Consider the following 15910-nt stretch of genomic DNA (forward strand, 5'->3'; position numbering starts at 1 on the left):
TCGAAGAGGGACTGATTTTTGCAATAAAAAACTGCCAAAAGACCCCGATCTGAGAAACTTTGCGAAAATGGTTCCTTTTTTTCCCATTTCCTTCCTCATTCTGGGCATATTGAGCCTGATTTTGCACACATTTTATGTGGTTTCCCGTTTTGGAGTGAAAGATGTGCCAAATGAACGGAGTTTGCATGACACGGTCACAAAAAAATCGGGTGGAATGTTTTTTATCCCTGTTTTTCTCCTTTCAACGTTCCTCTTTTTACTGACCCCATCAGAATCGATAGGAATTGATCCTTTTTTCATTCTAAACGAACCTTTGGATCTTTATCTTTTGTTAGCTGGTGTTTTTGTATTTTCAATTCTAGGATTTGTAGACGATTTATACCATTTAACACCGAAACTCCGACTCTTTGTCGAATTAGGAATTGTTTTTTTCTGTTTATGGGGTATACAACCTAATGTAAGTTTTTTGGGATTTGAATTGATTCCGAGTTTTATACAAATAGTTTTTCTCACAATCTTCTTGGTATTTGGAATCAACTTAGTTAATTTTATGGATGGAATGGATTGGTATTTGGTGACCACATTCGCCATTTGTTTTATTTCACTAGGTTTTATCTTACCAAATTTTTACACCAAACCAAACTTAGGATACAGTCTGTACGCAGTACTCTTTGTCTCCATGTTTGGGTTTATCTTTTACAATTTCCCAAAAGCTAAATTATTCATGGGGGATAGTGGGTCCCTGGCACTGGGATTTTTTGGATTGGTTCTCCCCTTACTTTACCAAAACAATTCAGATGGTATCCTTTGGGATGTTAGCGACTATTTTTATCTTTTTCCTTTTTTTTGGATTGATGGTGTCACAATCCTCATCAAACGATTCTTTCAGAAAAAACACCTATTCCAAGCACATCGAGAACATTTGTACCAAAAACTCACCGAAACTAAATTAGGTAAAATTGGTTCTCTCGTCGTATTTTCCCTTTTGAATGTAATGGTGGTTTGTTTCCAATTTTTACTAAGAGAATTTGGTTTTGGGAAAATTACCATTTTCCTTATTTTATTTGTGATTTCGATTTTATGTTATGGTATTGTCTGGTTTTCAGTGACTAGAAAAAACCTTGCCTAAAGTTTGTAAAAATTCATCCTTTCCGATATGCCTCTTACAAAAAAAGAAATTCTCTTTTGCATTCTCAATGGGTTTCTCATTGGAATTGCCAATTTAATCCCTGGTGTATCTGGTGGAACCTTTGCTCTTATCCTGGGTTTGTATGATAGACTCATCACTGCTATCACTTCCTTAAATTTGGAAACCATCAAAGTTTCCCTTTCCTTACTTGTAGGCTTTTGGAAAGAAGATGTGCGAAACCGTTTTGCATTAGAAATGAAACGAATCGATTTTTGGTTTTTGGTATTCCTTGGTTTTGGTCTTTTACTTTCCGTGATCTCTGGAGCAAAAGTCATCCAATACTTATTACAAAACCACCCACAAGCAACTCTTGCCCTTTTTATTGGCCTCATCATTCCGTCACTAGTTGTCCCTTACAATCTCATTGAAAAACATAGTGTTGTTGTTTGGTTATGTTTAGTCCCCGGAATTTTACTCACTATCGTTCCTAGCTTTTTTATGGGAGAAAACTCTGGATCTGAAAATCCAATCTTTGCATTTGTTACTGGTGTGATTGCTATCTCTGCGATGATCCTTCCCGGAATTTCCGGATCATACATCATGCTCGTATTAGGTGAATACCAAATCGTCATCGGTAAACTTTCTACCATATTAGATCCAGGTTCGATTTTGTTTTTAGCTGCTTTTGGGATTGGATGTTTACTTGGACTTTTGATTTTCACTCATATCGTAAAATGGTTATTTGTGAAATACAAATCACATACGATGACATTTTTACTTGGCCTCATCCTCGGTTCCTTTTTTATCCTTTGGCCATTTAAGGATTATGCAAATGGACAGACAATTGTAGGTAGATCAGGTGAAGTGAAACGTGATATCCAGATTGCCACTGCCAAAAATATACTCCCAAAAGATTTTGAAGAAGCACAAATCCCACTCGCCTCTCTCGTGTTTGGTTTGGTATTAGGTTTAGGACTCAATCGATTGGAGTCGCTACAAGAGAAGAAGTAGTATTTCGGATTCGTTCCACCAAAGTCTGGATTTCAAACTCCAGACTTCTGTCTTTTTCCATCGTATTCATACCAGAAAACAATTGAAAATCTTTTACTAATTCTTTCCGTTTTGCAAATAAAGATGTTTGGTATACCGCATAACCAAAGATAGCAAGAAGTTTGGTTGCACTCAAAACTGTCCTACGATTCCGTAAAACAGAAATCGCTCCCATGGGAACAATATCTTGGTTATTACCATTGGTTGGGATTGATTGGATCGAACCTGGCATACTATCTCTTCGTACTTCTGCTGTTAGATGAGCTGACATGAGTCCTAGTCCAGACAATCCAGCATAGGTCCCAGGTTTCGCAGACAACATCAAAGGGAATTCATCGTTTTCTTTTGGTTCCATCAAATAGTTTAAAAATCGATCAACCCATGTAAACCAAACTGCCATTGCATTTTGAAGCCGGTCAGCTGCAAAACTCACCTGGGAGGCATAAAAACCTCCTCCTTCGGCAAATCGATACTTTGTTTGATCCTCAAGAGAAGTAGGTATCAAAACAGGATTATCAGACAATGAATTTAATTCTTGTTCTACGATGATTTTTATCGATTCCAATTCATCCCAAATGGAACCTAAAATTTGTGGGATACATCGAACAGAATAAATGTCTTGGATTCGTTTTCCTTCCACTTTCAATTTTGGATTTTTGGACACAATGGGATGGAGTAAACTTGCTATGAACTTCGGGCCAACAAATTGTTTGTGTTTGTGGTATTCTGGATGGAAGGCATCAGGGAAAACAGAATGGTAATGAAATAGGTTTTGTAAAAGTTCAATGGTAAGCAAAAACAAATTCCGAAATTCCATCACTTGGTAACCAAGTAGGGCTGTTGTAAAACTTGTTCCATTGGTCAGTGAGATAGCTTCTTTGGGATGAGGGGTCCAAGGAAGGCCCTTGATGTTTGATTGTTTCCCATTGGATTTTGTGGGTCCTAACTCGTTTCCTTTACCAGTGAATCCAGATTCACCGAGGAGAGCCAAAGGAATATAACTGAGAGGAATTAAATCTCCCGAAGCAGATAAAGAACCCCTTTCCGGAATGATGGGAATACAATCCAATTCGAGAAGTTCGTTTAAAATTTCTAAGGTTTCATACCGAATCCCTGAACCACCGAGTGACAAACTAAAGAGCCTTGCGGCAACCACAACCCTTGCCTCTTTGTGGCTTAAATGAGAATGAGGAGTTCCATGACTAGTTAACACTGGTTCTACTGTTAAATGATAGATCAGTGATTTTTGAATGATATCTAATTCATCATTGGAAGTGAATGCATGGGGACCAAAGCCTGTGTGAATTCCATAAATGAGTTTCTCTTTGGAAGAGGATAAGATTGATTCGAGTGTTTTACGTTCTGTTTCTAATCTTACTTTCCTTTCCGAAAGATGTGAAAACGAACCAGAGTGAGATAAAGAATATAAATCAGATAAATGGAGAAACATGAAATGATGGAACACCAGGGAAATTTTCCCTGGTGTTGTTACAACTTAGACGAAGAAAATAAAAGTGAGGAGGATAAAAACAGGAACTAAAATTCCCATTGAATATGCTAAATACCCACCAAAGGAAGGCATCTTCACTTTGTTTTCTTCTGCAACTGATTTCACCATAAAGTTTGGAGCGTTACCAATGTACGTATTCGCACCCATAAACACAGCACCGACAGAGATTGCTTTTAAAATCTCTTCTGCTTGGACATTTCCTATGAATTGGCCAAGGGTGAGAGGAGCAGATCCTGCTGGTGTGAGAAGACCCGATGCAAGCGATCCAAACGTTAAATAAGTAGGAGCATTGTCTAACACCGAAGAAAAGGCACCTGTTGCCCAGAAAAATTGCCAATTTTCAGTGATTCCAAGTTCTTTTCCATGTGCTTCCAGTAATACAAGAGCTGGGATCATGGTGATGAAAATTCCAATGAAGAGATAGGCAACTTCTTGGATCGGGTGAAGCGTAAAGTTATTAAACTTTCGATTCTCTTCTTTTGAAGTGAACATAGAAAGACCAATGAGTGCAATGAGCACCGCTTCACGAATGAATCCAAGTGTTGGAGTTTCGTTGATTTGAGGAATGTAGTTACTGTTTAAAAAAGCAACTGCTAAGATCACTCCGAGTAACCAAATGAAGTTAACTTGCCCACCGATGGAAAATGGAGTTGCGAGTTTATCATCACGTTTGAGATCTTTTTTGGTTTCTTTTTTATAAGCCATTGTATCCCAAACAAAGTAAACAGTGAGTAGAATCGCAACAGCTACTAACATCTCGGGCAACAACTTAAATGTCCAAGTGAATGGAACTCCTTTGAGGTATCCCAAAAACAGTGGAGGATCGCCCAGTGGAGTTAAGGAACCACCAATATTGGAAACAAGGAAAATAAAAAATACTACCGTATGGACAACATGTTTTCTTTCGCTATTTGTTTTTAACAAAGGGCGGATGAGTAACATCGATGCTCCCGTTGTTCCAATAAAAGACGCAAGAGCCGCACCAATTAAGAGATACAAAGTGTTGTTCAGCGGAGTTGCATGGATATCACCTTTAATCACAATTCCACCGGAGATATAAAACAAGGAACCGAGTAAAATGATAAAGGGGATATAATCAAAGAATACAGTGTGTACGATGTTATGGCTATATCCATAAACAAGTAATACAACAAAAGAAATTGCTCCTAGCCCAACTGCTAAAATGAGTTTGTTGTTATTATCTTCCCACCAATGCGCTGTTTTGTGAGAGGCAACCGGCAAAATCGCAATGGAAAGGAGAATTGCCACGAAAGGTAAGACTGTCCAATACGGGAGTTCTTCGTGAACGGATTCACCATGAGAGGAATGCCCAGTTTCCTCTTGTGTTGTTGTCTCGGTTGGAACCGGAGTTGGTTCTTCGGCAAATATCCCGGAAGTTGTCACAGACAAACATACCAGGAAAACCATCAATGTGAGAAGCTTCTTCAACGTGCTCACCATCCTATTTTTTTTAGGACAGCATACCCGAAAGAGAAATCGCTTGGAACTAAAAAAAGCGAGATTCTCCAATTTTTAAAGGAACAAATGCCGATTCGGAGATCCCCGATTGTTTCATTGCCTCTTTTGTGCGGGGCACAGGAGAATCAAGAGGTTCGTCCGATAAAACAAAGGTCATATAATGCATGGGAACTAGGTATTTAGCCTTTAGGTCTAAAAAACTGAGGACTGCTTGGTTCGGATCGATATGGACTGGTTCCATAAGCCATCTCGGCTCTGTGGCACCAATGGGTAAAATCGCAATGTCAATGGGTCCAAAATGGTTGGCGATTTCTTTAAAATGAGTGTAATACCCAGTATCACCTGCAAAATAAACTTTTTCTTTGGCACCAACGACCATAAAACTACCCCATAAAGTTTCATCACGGTCAAATAAACTTCTGCCACTAAAGTGTTGTGTCGGAGTGAAGGTGAGTTTTAGCGAACGAAATGTGACTTCTTCCCACCAATCCATTTCTTTTACATGTTTCAATCCTGCACCTAACAATAGTTTTCGATTCCCAAGTCCAGTGAGAACCAAAGGATGGAATGTTTCTTCTAAGGTTTTTAAAGTGGGGATGTCAGTATGATCATAATGATTGTGAGATAAAATGATGATATCGATTTTAGGTAAATTTGTAATCGAGATTCCAGGTGGAGTGTATCGTTTTGGTCCGGCAAAACTGAGTGGAGAACATCTTTCACTCCAGATAGGATCTGTGAGGATATTCACTCCATCAATTTGGACAAGAGTGGTTGCATGTCCTACCCAAGTCACAGAAAGTTTGGATTGATTCTTTTGTAAGAGACTTCCATCATTTTTTACGATGGGAAATTCTGGATAGGATTTTGCGTCCAAACTGTACGGTAAAAAAAATCGATCCCATTGCCAGGCAAAAACATCCCAAAAACCTTTCCGTTTGAAATTTGGATTTGGGTTCTGGTATCCAGATTCGGCATGGTGTGTTTTTAGGATTTTGGAATCAGCAAGGATGTTTGCCGACAATCCAATTGACAGAAGAAGGGAGATTATGGTTTTCCATTTCACGAATTTTAGACGGTTCGGAAGCAAAAATGGAAAGTCTGATTTTTCGATTGCCTTTTTCTGAATCCAAAGCAGAATCTCATGGTACAATGTATCGATTTGACGAAACAAAAAATTTGTTCATCGCCTATGCAAAATGGAGAGATGCGGTCGATCGTACGGAAGGAAACGAAACTGTTTTTGGTTCCAATGCCGAAATTTCAGAAATTGCTAGGGATCTCAGGGAAGATGCTGAGTTCGAATTACGAATCCTTATTCAAGATTTAAAAAAACAAAACCCAGCAGCAATCAAAGAATGGGTAGAGCTCACCAAACAGTTCTTAAATGAACCTGAAATGGGAGTTTCAGAAGAACAGATGCAATTGCGAAAACAAATCGCAAGGGATTGGAAATATTCTCGTTCCCCACTTGGTGTTTCTGTTCGTTACCCACACCCTTCTCAGTATTGGGGCAGTGGGATAGGAGTTCTTGGGCCAGATTTGGACTGGTAAAACTGCTCGTGTTTTGAATCCTTAGATTATGGATTCCTTATTCTTCATTTTCTCAAAAGTCCTCACTGTATTTCTTTACCCCTTACCTGTTTTTTTCCTCTTTTGTTTGTATCTTTTATTTCGCATCAAACCCAAAAAAACGAAGTTTCTTTTTTTTCTAGTCTGTTTGTTTTTATACCTCACTTCCAGTTCTTATATTGCCAATTCACTTGTGTCTAGTTTGGAAAAAGATTACCTTCCCATTTCAATCCAGGATACTCCCAATGCGGATGTAGCTATTGTTCTCGGTGGAATGATCCAAACCATTTCTTCCGTAAAAGCAAGGCCAGAACTCACAGATTCTGCTGACCGAATTACAGATGCCGTTCGTCTTTACAAAGCTGGCAAAGTCAAAAAAATCCTTTTTACTGGCGGGTCTGGTTTATTATTGTCTGACGAATTCAGAGAAGCCACTTTAGCCAAATCGTTGTTAATTGATTTAGGTGTAAAAGAATCTGACATCATCTTAGAAAGCAATTCGAGAAATACATATGAAAATGCAGTCGAAACGAAAAAAATCGTAGAGAAATTAAATTTTAAAACCTATATCCTTGTCACATCAGCCTTTCATATGAAACGTGCATCCGGTTGTTTTCAAAAACAAAATTTACATGTGTTCCTCTTCCCTACCGATTATAGATCATTTCAAATGGATTCGGGTGCATTCGAATTATTTTTACCATCAGCTGGTTATCTTGATACTACCACATTTGCGATCAAGGAATGGGTTGGGTATTATGTTTACCGTGCCAAATCCTACCTGTAAATTAGGTTTTCTGAATGATTCGTTGTAACCTTTTTGTTTGACCGAAACTACCAATCAGAGAGCTTAGAGGAAAGACGTGATTTCGTCTAAAGAATGGACTATGAATCGTAAGTTTTTAACCCTTTTATTCCTCATTGCAATCTCTCTTGGAGGCATTGCTTATTTTTCCTCACAAGAAACATCGTATCTTCTCCTCGATGCTTCTGAACTTGCTGCCAATCCAACCAAATACTCGGAACAAAACTTACGAGTCAGGGGATTTGTTCGCGCAGGGAGTTTGGTCCGCGAAGGAAAAAAAGCGAAATTTGATTTGGAACTCAACGACCAAATCATTCCTGTTTTTTTTACAGGCGAAACTCTTTTGCCAGATGCGTTTAAAGAAGGAGCAAGGGCACGTGTGGATGGGAAATTAGAAAAGGGAGTCCTAGTTGCAAGTCATGTCGAAGCAAAATGTGCTTCCAAATATGAAGCAGGGTATGCAGAGGAAAAATGAATAATTTAGGAACCATCTTACTTTCTGCCTCTCTTGCCATATTAATTTTTTCAGCCATCCAAACCATTTACGGAATCATTTCAAAAGAACGAAAAGCTGTGGAACTTGGCCGTTTGGCACTCATGACAAATCCATTTGTCATTGTTTTGACCTTTGTAGTTTTACTCACACAACTTGTACGATCAGACTATAGCAACTATTATGTGGTGATGCATTCCAGCGAACACCTTCCTTTATTTTATAAAATGACTTCGATTTGGTCTGGGTCATCAGGAAGTTTACTGTTTTGGAATTTGATTTTAAATGTTTTCACCTTCATCGTGTTATGGCAAACAAGGAAGTCTATCGAAGACCGAATCCCCATGATGAATCTCATCCTTGCGGTTTTATCTGGTTTTTTTAGTTTCCTTGCGGTGTTTTATGGAGATGCCCAACCTTTCCGCGAATTTGTTCCCGAAGCGGCTGCAGGAAGAGGACTGAATCCACTACTCCAACACTGGGCCATGATCATCCACCCGCCGATTCTTTACATTGGTTATGTGAGTATCTCCATTCCATTTGCGATTGCGATGTCAGCTCTTGTCTCAGGTCAACTTTCAGAAGATTGGATGAAGTTCATTCGCAAATGGACTTTGTTCTCTTGGTTTTTTCTCGGAACAGGGATTTTACTCGGATCCAAATGGGCCTACGAAGAGTTAGGTTGGGGTGGGTATTGGGCCTGGGATCCTGTCGAAAACGCATCGTTAATGCCATGGTTACTCACAAGTGCCTTTGTCCATTCTGTAGTCATCCAAGAACGTCGTGGAATGTTAAAGTTTTGGAATATGTTACTTGTCATCCTTGCCTTCCACTTTAGTTTACTTGGCACTTGGATCACACGTTCAGGTGTTCTCGAAGGACCTCATAGTTTTTCCAAATCGACAATCGGGACTCCTTTCATTGTTTATATCATAGCGAGTTTTTTATTTTTTACTGGGTTTGTGATTTACCGAAGGAAAAATCTCACACCGGAACGAAACTTAGAAGCCATCACATCCAAAGAAGGAAGTTTTTTATTAAACAACTTTCTTTTGGTGCTTTCGACCGCAGCTATTTTGTTAGGTGTTTTTTCCCCACTTCTTTATGGAAAAGAATTTAAGGCTCCATGGTTTAATTCTTGGGGTGTTCCTGCAGGAATCTTTTTATTATTACTCATGGGTTCGGCACCACTGCTTGCTTGGCGAAAAGGTGCTGGAGCCGTATTTTTTTCTACCTTACTCAAACCTTTTCTTTTTGGAATTTTGGGTGGTGGTCTCTACATCCTATTTTATTCACAAAACTTTACAAAACCAGATTCCAAATATGGAGATGTTTTAGCAGAAGTGTATTCTGTTCTCACAGTGGGAATAGGTGTTTTTACCATTGCAGGAATTATCCAAGAATACTACCGAGGAATCAAAGCGAGACGTGAGGAACACAAAGATGAATCTTTGTTACGAGCTGGGGTAAACTTACTTCTGAAAAACAAAAGAAGGTATGGTGGGTATTTAGTGCACTTTTCTCTTGTTCTTATTTTTATTGGTTATGCTGGGAATGCCTTTAAAATCAATACATCTGTTCGATTCTTTTATGAACTCCAACCACCTACTTCAGAAGAAATCATCTACCAATCCATAGACAAAGCAATGATAGGTGGATACCAAATTGAAGCAAACACACTCAAAATCAAACCAGTCCTCATCTCTGGACTTGGCGGGGAACCTAACATTCAAAATGTGATCGTTTCCCAAGAAGCTAGTTACGGAATTTATCGTGGATTGGAAAAAATTGCGACACTTGATACAGAACGCAGGTTTTATCCACAGATTTCTCACCTAACGGGTGATTTCGAAACTCATATTCCAACAAGTGAACCAGCCATTCATTCTATGGCAAAAGAAGATTTTTACATCCAACTAGGTGCCATCGAAACTTCAGATCTAAAATCAGAAAACCCTGACTTACCACTCATGTTCATGCAATATTACTTCACACCAGGAAGTGAAACAGACAAACTCAAACTTTTCCTCAATTTCCCGAGGCAAATTGTAGCAAACTTAGAAGTTTGGATTAACCCACTGGTAAAATTGATTTGGATTGGATCCTTACTCTATTTTATGTCTGGAATCTTTTTGTTACTCCCCATTGGCGAAAGGAAAAAACAAAACAAAGGAAATCTAACATGAAACGGCTCGAATCTCAAAAATCATTTCGATTGCCTATGTTCAAAAAAAACATTCGTTCCTTTTCGCTAGGTGAACTAATGCGTGGATTTGTATATATACTGTTATTTTTGGGAATCACAAGTAATGTATTCTCTCAAAAAACAACCACAAACTTAAAGGAAGAAACGCAAATCCAAACCTTCCTTAAGGTCACAGAAAAAATCCGATGTATCTGTTTGCCAAGCCTTCCCATCCAATCATGTTCCTTTAACATGTGTGCTGCGTCCAGTTATCTCAAAAGTTTTATTGAAAATCGAATCAAAGAAGGAATGGCAGAAGGAGAAATCATATCCAAAATGGAAAACGGATTTGGTACTTCTGTATTAAATGACCCCATTGTCATCATGTTCCAAGAAAATGGAAACCAAGGTATGGTAGATTCAATCGTCTATGGTTTTGGACCTAAAATCTTAGCTAAACCTGATGATACATGGATCAATGCCACTTTACTTGGATTAGGTGTTCTTGGATTATTTGGGATCTATCGTTATGGAACTAAAAAATCACGAGAAAAAACGAATTCTTCCCAAGTAAATTCCCAAACACCGTCAACTTCCACTACAGAAGCCATCAAAGAAAAAATTCGCAAATTTGAAGAGTCTTAGGGGATTCTGAAAGTGGCTAGTATAGATTCGGACAAGGAAAACTTTCGAAGGCATACCCATCTCAATTAGGCAAAGGATACAGATCCAGATCCATACTCCTTCCGAATTTGGACCAAAGCAGAAACCAAGGAATTTATATCCTCCCTTGTTAACTTTGCATTCAAACTGATCCGTAATCTAGGAGTGGGAACTGTCGGTGGGCGGATGGCACGAACGTCGAGACCCATCTCTTGTAACCGTTTCCCATATGCCATTGCTTCGGCTTCAGAATGAAGGAGTAAAGGGATAATATGGGATTCTGTACTTGTAATCGCAAAACCATTGGTTACTAAAGATTGTTTTAATTCCCTAGTTAACTCAAGTAAATGAAACCTCTCAGATTCCATAGATCGTAATAAGTGTAAGGCATACATTGCTAATTTAGAAATAATAGGAAGTGGTGCCGTTGAAAATATAAAAGGTCGCATGACATTGACTAAATGGTCTCTTCCCAATTGTTTTGTTACAATGATCCCACCTTCTAGTCCAAACGATTTACCTAATGTATACACTCGGTAATCAATCAATTGAATGTCTTCGTGAGACAAATCCCGAAACAAAATACCCTTTCCTTCATTGCCATACACTCCGAGTGCATGTGCCTCATCTACAACGAGGACAAAACCATATTGTTTTTTTAATGTGAGTAGTTTGGGGAAATTGGGACTATCTCCATCCATACTAAAGAGGGATTCCGTGACAACGATGCGTTTGTATTTTTGGTTCGGGTCTTCGGCATTTGCTTTGTCTAGTAACGTTTGCAAATGTTGTAAATCCAAGTGGTTGTAGTATTTTTTTTTGGCACCAGAAATCCGTATCCCATCCAAAATGGATGCATGGTTCAAACGGTCTGTGAACACATAACAATTTGACGCAGCAATGGAATCGATGAGACCAAAATTAGCAACAAAACCATTGGCCACTAGTAAGGCGGCTTCTCCGTTCACAAAGTTTGCAAATTCCGTTTCGAACATATTCATGGAATCATAATTTCCACGCACAAGCCGTGAAGCGGTCGAACCAAAGGGATACAAATCTGTTAATGAGCGATAGTATTCCAACATACGAGAGTTAGTTGCTAAACCCATATAATCATTGGAACAAAAATCAATTCCCTGGTAAGTTTTGGTCTCGCGGAATAATTGTTTTTCCTTGATGGAATCAATTTTTTCTTTAATTTCTTCCCAATGATGGCTCACATTCACCAGATTTTCTGGGCTAAAATTTTTTCCGATTTAATTTTTATAAGAATTTGTTAGAATGAACCAAAGAAATGGATTTATTACCACAAGAATCTTTGGAAACAATTCTGAGAGCGAAGAGTATCATCTTTCTGACAGGGGCTGGAATCTCAAATGAAAGTGGAATCCCAACGTTTCGTGGGGAAGGAGGACTTTGGAAAAACTTTCGAGCTGAGGATTTAGCCACTCCTGGTGCTTTCGAAAATAATCCAGAACTCGTTTGGGAATGGTACGATTGGCGGAGGAATATTTGTAAAAATGCAAATCCAAATCCTGGCCACATAACAATTGCCAAATGGCAAAAAAAATCAAGTTCTGTTTCCCTCATCACTCAAAACGTAGACGGACTTCACCCTCGTTCAGGAAGTGAATCCATCATAGAACTTCATGGAAACATTTTTCGCGCCAGGTGTACAAATTGTTCGGCAAAATTCGACCTGGAAGAAGATGGGTTGGACCATCCTGGACTTAAATATTGCAAACATTGTGAATCTTTACTTCGGCCCGACATTGTTTGGTTTGGAGAAGAGTATGACCAAACACTTCTTACAAAAAGTTGGGAACTTTGTAAACAAGCACAGGTTGTTTTTGTGATTGGAACAAGTGCCAATGTATCTGTCCCCGCCCAATTGGCACTCACAGCCATTCGGAATGGAGCAATCGGGATTGAAATCAATCCGGCTGAAACAAATCTTACACCTTCCATGAAACACCACTTTGGTGGAAAATCGGGAGAAGTATTACCTAAAATTTGGAATGAAGTATTTCCTAACGAACCACTAAACTAAAGGATCCTTAACTATGCTAACAGTTGTTTTACTTGTTTTATCCAATATCTTCATGACTTTTGCCTGGTATGGCCATTTAAAATATGCAAAATCTAACCAAATGTTTTATGTGATTTTGTTTTCATGGGGCATTGCATTTTTTGAATATGTGCTAATGGTGCCTGCCAATCGAATCGGGTATACGGTTTATAAATATGAAGGTTTCCAATTAAAAATCATCCAAGAGATCATCACAATCTTTGTGTTTATCCTTTTTGCCACTTTGTTTTTAGGTGAAAAAATCAAGTGGAACTATATTGTTAGTTTTGGATTGATCTTACTTGCTGGATTTTTTGCGTTTGGATTTGGTAACAATTCAAACAGTCACTAAAAATTGAACGAGAGACTTTGCCAATTCCTCTTTTGGCAAAGGTCCAATCTCTTTCACAAGTCCACTGGGACCAAAGATACGTAAAATCGATTCTACTTCCCCAAATCCTTTTCCATGTCCAACTACATTTCCAACGATGTAATGTAGTCCTTTGCGGGTAAGTTTTTCTCTAGCATGTTTTTCCAAATCATTTGTTTCCGCAGCAAATCCAACACGGATCGAATTTTTGATATGGTTTTCTTTGGTGTACTCATCCACTTGTTTTAGAACATCTGGATTTTCTTCTAATTCGAGTAACAATCCCTTACTCCCTTCAGAACTTCTTTCTTTTTTGATTTTATGTTCTGCTGTCATGATGGGACGAAAATCTGCGGGAGCCGCTGCCATCACAAGTAAAGTATCATCCAACATTTGAGATAAAACAGTATCTCTCAGTTGCATCGTTGTTTCGACTTCTAAGTTTTGTTTCGCCCCTGGAACATTGGCATACCGTTCCAAGGTATTCCCATGGATATAAATCACATCCACCGGGTATAACAAAAAACACTTTGCAATTTCGTATCCCATTTTCCCAGATGAAGCGTTGGAAATATAACGAACTGGATCAATCCACTCTCGTGTGGGACCGGATGTAATGACAACACGTTTGAATTTTAAATTCATGAATTTTTTTTATGAAGCGCGATGATCTCTTCCATAATGGATTCGACAGTTGCTAATTTGCCATACCCTTCATCACCACAAACCACAATGCCTTTGTCTGGAGATACAATGTGTACACCATCAGCTTCTAATATTTTTAAATTCCTTTGGACTGCAGGATGAAGGTACATCCCAGGATTCATGGAAGGTGCAACGAGCACAGGTGAAGTACAAGCAAGGTAAGTGGATGTTACTAAATCATCAGCAATTCCATTCGCCATTTTTCCAATGATGTTTGCGGAAGCTGGTACAACTGCAAAAACTGATGCAATGTTTTTGATTTCAATATGCGCCATCCCTGTATCAAATTCATCAACTCGAACAGGTTTGCTAGTAAGTGCTTCAAATGTAATTTTACCCACAAACTTTGTGGCATTAGCCGTCATAATCACACGCACAGGGTATCCGTTTTTAGTTAGTCCTCTTACCAAATCACAAGCTTTATAAGATGCGATGGAACCCGAAACTGCGATGATGATTTCTTTCATTTACCGATCCTCGTAGGACAATTCCCGTTCCATTTCGGAATCGTGGTCTTCTTCTAATTTCGGTGTGAAGAGGATGGAAATGATTTTGTTTCCTTCCATTTTTTTCACTTTGAGGCTACCTTTTTTAATTTGAACGATACTACCTTCTTTGGGCATATCTTCATTTTTTTCCATAAAGTAACCAGCGATGGTTCGAACCTCTTCCATATCAGATGGTTCTTCCCCTTCTAGGATATCAGTTAAACTAGAAAGTTCGGTTTCTCCATCAAGAGTAATGGTTTTGGTTTTTTTATTTTTGGAGGTTACGTCCACTTCATCGGTGTCAGTTTCATCCCGAATTTCACCAAAAAATTCTTCAATAATATCTTCTAACGTGAGTAAACCGGAGACTCCACCATATTCATCAATCACGATCGCCATATGTTGTTTTTTCTCACGGAGTTTTGTCATCACTCGTTCGATCGACATCGATTCAGGAACTTTGACAAAATCCTTTTCCATGATGACTGTGATTTTTTCTTTTTTGCCTTTGGCCGAAAGATGGGCCGCTTGCCATTTTAGAAATTTTTGGACGTGGACAATCCCAACAATTTTATCGAGTGTTTGGTTGTAAACGGGGTATCTCGAAAAACTATGTTCAGCTATGAGGGGAAGTAGTTTGTCAATCGTTGATTCTTGTGGAATTCCAATGATAGAAAGACGATGTGTCATTACATCCTTCGCTGTATGCTCGGAAAAATCAAAGGTCTTTTGGATGAGTTGCATTTCTGCATTGTCAATACGACCTTGTTTTCTTTGTTCCTCGATGATGATCATGAGTTCTTCAGCAGAATGGACATATTTATCACCTGTTCGTTGTAAACGGAACAAAGTGAGAATCCCACCAGCCAATCGGTTCATGACAAACGTTACAGGAAAAAACAAATAATAAAAAAGCCACATGGGAGCAGAAACACCGAGGGCAATTGCTTCGGTATTCTGGATTGCCAATGTTTTAGGAACTAACTCTCCTAAGATGACATGAAGGAGAGTGATGAGTGTGAAGGATACACCAATGGAGATACTGTGGATGGTAACCAGATCCAATTCAATATGAAACATGTGTAGGAATCCAGAGACAACACTCGCAAATAAGGCCTCACCGATCCAACCAAGGAGTAAACTGGCGATGGTAATCCCGACTTGGCAAACCGATAACATATCATCGATTTTGGAGACCGCTTTTTTGGTGATATGGGACATGGCCCGGTTTTCTTTGACAAGCTCCTCTAGACGAGAGGGGCGGATTGATACCATCGCAAACTCTGCGGCGACGAAGAAACCATTGACAAAGACAAGGAGGAAGATGAGAAAGATGCCGATTATTTCCATAGAAACTCGAACACCACTAAAGTTTTAAGATCAGGGTCCATTG

The 15910-nt window shown here is 39.0% G+C and carries 16 protein-coding genes; 9 read left to right on the forward strand and 7 right to left on the reverse strand.

Going from position 1 to position 15910, the window contains the following annotated elements; genetic code table 11:
* Positions 1-121: 121 nt before the first annotated feature.
* Positions 122-1129 carry an MraY family glycosyltransferase gene (locus CH354_RS01640; RefSeq protein WP_338092373.1) on the forward strand — a complete coding sequence of 336 codons (1008 nt, stop codon included), beginning with the start codon at positions 122-124 and terminating at the stop codon, positions 1127-1129.
* Positions 1130-1156: 27 nt separating this feature from the next.
* Positions 1157-2140 (forward strand): DUF368 domain-containing protein, encoded by a 984-nt coding sequence (locus tag CH354_RS01645; protein ID WP_100726224.1) that lies wholly within the window; start codon positions 1157-1159, stop codon positions 2138-2140.
* Here the strand turns inward: CH354_RS01645 and CH354_RS01650 are convergent.
* From CH354_RS01650 to CH354_RS01660, 3 genes are read right to left on the reverse strand one after another with little or no spacing between them, the layout of a single operon-like run.
* Entirely contained in the window at positions 2106-3629 is a 1524-nt protein-coding gene (locus CH354_RS01650; protein ID WP_100726223.1) for an aromatic amino acid ammonia-lyase, read from the reverse strand. The genes CH354_RS01645 and CH354_RS01650 overlap by 35 nt on opposite strands.
* Before the next feature lie 45 nt (positions 3630-3674).
* Positions 3675-5138, reverse strand: coding sequence for a sodium:proton antiporter (locus tag CH354_RS01655; RefSeq protein WP_420843810.1), 1464 nt, complete (start codon positions 5136-5138; stop codon positions 3675-3677).
* Between the two features lie 58 nt (positions 5139-5196).
* Positions 5197-6192: an MBL fold metallo-hydrolase gene (locus CH354_RS01660; protein ID WP_239671062.1), complete on the reverse strand. Its 996-nt coding sequence runs from the start codon at positions 6190-6192 to the stop codon at positions 5197-5199.
* Between CH354_RS01660 and CH354_RS01665 the strand changes: the two genes are divergently transcribed.
* The 5 genes from CH354_RS01665 to CH354_RS01685 all read left to right on the forward strand — a co-directional run bounded on the left by CH354_RS01665 (position 6183) and on the right by CH354_RS01685 (position 10868).
* The gene (locus tag CH354_RS01665) at positions 6183-6722 is read left to right on the forward strand and encodes a hypothetical protein (RefSeq protein ID WP_243395917.1); all 540 of its coding nucleotides are present in this window, start codon (positions 6183-6185) and stop codon (positions 6720-6722) included. The genes CH354_RS01660 and CH354_RS01665 overlap by 10 nt on opposite strands.
* A 28-nt stretch (positions 6723-6750) precedes the next feature.
* Positions 6751-7527 carry a YdcF family protein gene (locus tag CH354_RS01670; RefSeq protein WP_100728753.1) on the forward strand — a complete coding sequence of 259 codons (777 nt, stop codon included), beginning with the start codon at positions 6751-6753 and terminating at the stop codon, positions 7525-7527.
* Between the two features lie 100 nt (positions 7528-7627).
* Entirely contained in the window at positions 7628-8020 is a 393-nt protein-coding gene (locus CH354_RS01675; RefSeq protein WP_100728754.1) for a cytochrome c maturation protein CcmE domain-containing protein, read from the forward strand.
* Entirely contained in the window at positions 8017-10224 is a 2208-nt protein-coding gene (locus CH354_RS01680) for a heme lyase CcmF/NrfE family subunit (RefSeq protein WP_100728755.1), read from the forward strand. The genes CH354_RS01675 and CH354_RS01680 overlap by 4 nt, the downstream gene beginning before the upstream one ends.
* Positions 10225-10301: 77 nt before the next feature.
* Positions 10302-10868 carry a cytochrome c-type biogenesis protein CcmH gene (locus tag CH354_RS01685; RefSeq protein ID WP_100715801.1) on the forward strand — a complete coding sequence of 189 codons (567 nt, stop codon included), beginning with the start codon at positions 10302-10304 and terminating at the stop codon, positions 10866-10868.
* A gap of 65 nt (positions 10869-10933) precedes the next feature.
* Here the strand turns inward: CH354_RS01685 and CH354_RS01690 are convergent, their stop codons facing one another.
* Complete coding sequence (locus tag CH354_RS01690; protein ID WP_100728757.1) at positions 10934-12106, reverse strand: aminotransferase class I/II-fold pyridoxal phosphate-dependent enzyme; 1173 nt, start codon at positions 12104-12106, stop codon at positions 10934-10936.
* Positions 12107-12180: 74 nt separating this feature from the next.
* On the opposite strand from CH354_RS01690, the gene CH354_RS01695 reads away from it, so the two are divergent.
* Both CH354_RS01695 and CH354_RS01700 read left to right on the forward strand, forming a co-directional pair.
* Positions 12181-12936, forward strand: coding sequence for an SIR2 family NAD-dependent protein deacylase (locus CH354_RS01695; RefSeq protein ID WP_100726218.1), 756 nt, complete (start codon positions 12181-12183; stop codon positions 12934-12936).
* A 13-nt stretch (positions 12937-12949) separates the two neighbouring features.
* A complete protein-coding gene (locus tag CH354_RS01700; RefSeq protein ID WP_100715592.1) occupies positions 12950-13306 on the forward strand; it encodes a DMT family protein in 357 nt (118 codons plus the stop codon).
* Here CH354_RS01700 and CH354_RS01705 read toward each other — a convergent pair.
* From CH354_RS01705 to CH354_RS01715, 3 genes are read right to left on the reverse strand one after another with little or no spacing between them, the layout of a single operon-like run.
* Positions 13292-13969, reverse strand: coding sequence for a phosphopantothenoylcysteine decarboxylase domain-containing protein (locus CH354_RS01705; RefSeq protein ID WP_100715593.1), 678 nt, complete (start codon positions 13967-13969; stop codon positions 13292-13294). The two genes, CH354_RS01700 and CH354_RS01705, sit on opposite strands and share 15 nt — an antisense overlap.
* Complete coding sequence (locus tag CH354_RS01710) at positions 13966-14496, reverse strand: phosphopantothenoylcysteine decarboxylase (RefSeq protein WP_100726217.1); 531 nt, start codon at positions 14494-14496, stop codon at positions 13966-13968. Before CH354_RS01710 ends, CH354_RS01705 begins: the two co-directional genes overlap by 4 nt.
* Positions 14497-15867 carry a hemolysin family protein gene (locus tag CH354_RS01715; protein ID WP_100726216.1) on the reverse strand — a complete coding sequence of 457 codons (1371 nt, stop codon included), beginning with the start codon at positions 15865-15867 and terminating at the stop codon, positions 14497-14499.
* Between the last annotated feature and the right edge of the window lie 43 nt (positions 15868-15910).

Source organism: Leptospira levettii (assembly GCF_002812085.1).
GTDB lineage: Bacteria > Spirochaetota > Leptospiria > Leptospirales > Leptospiraceae > Leptospira_A > Leptospira_A levettii.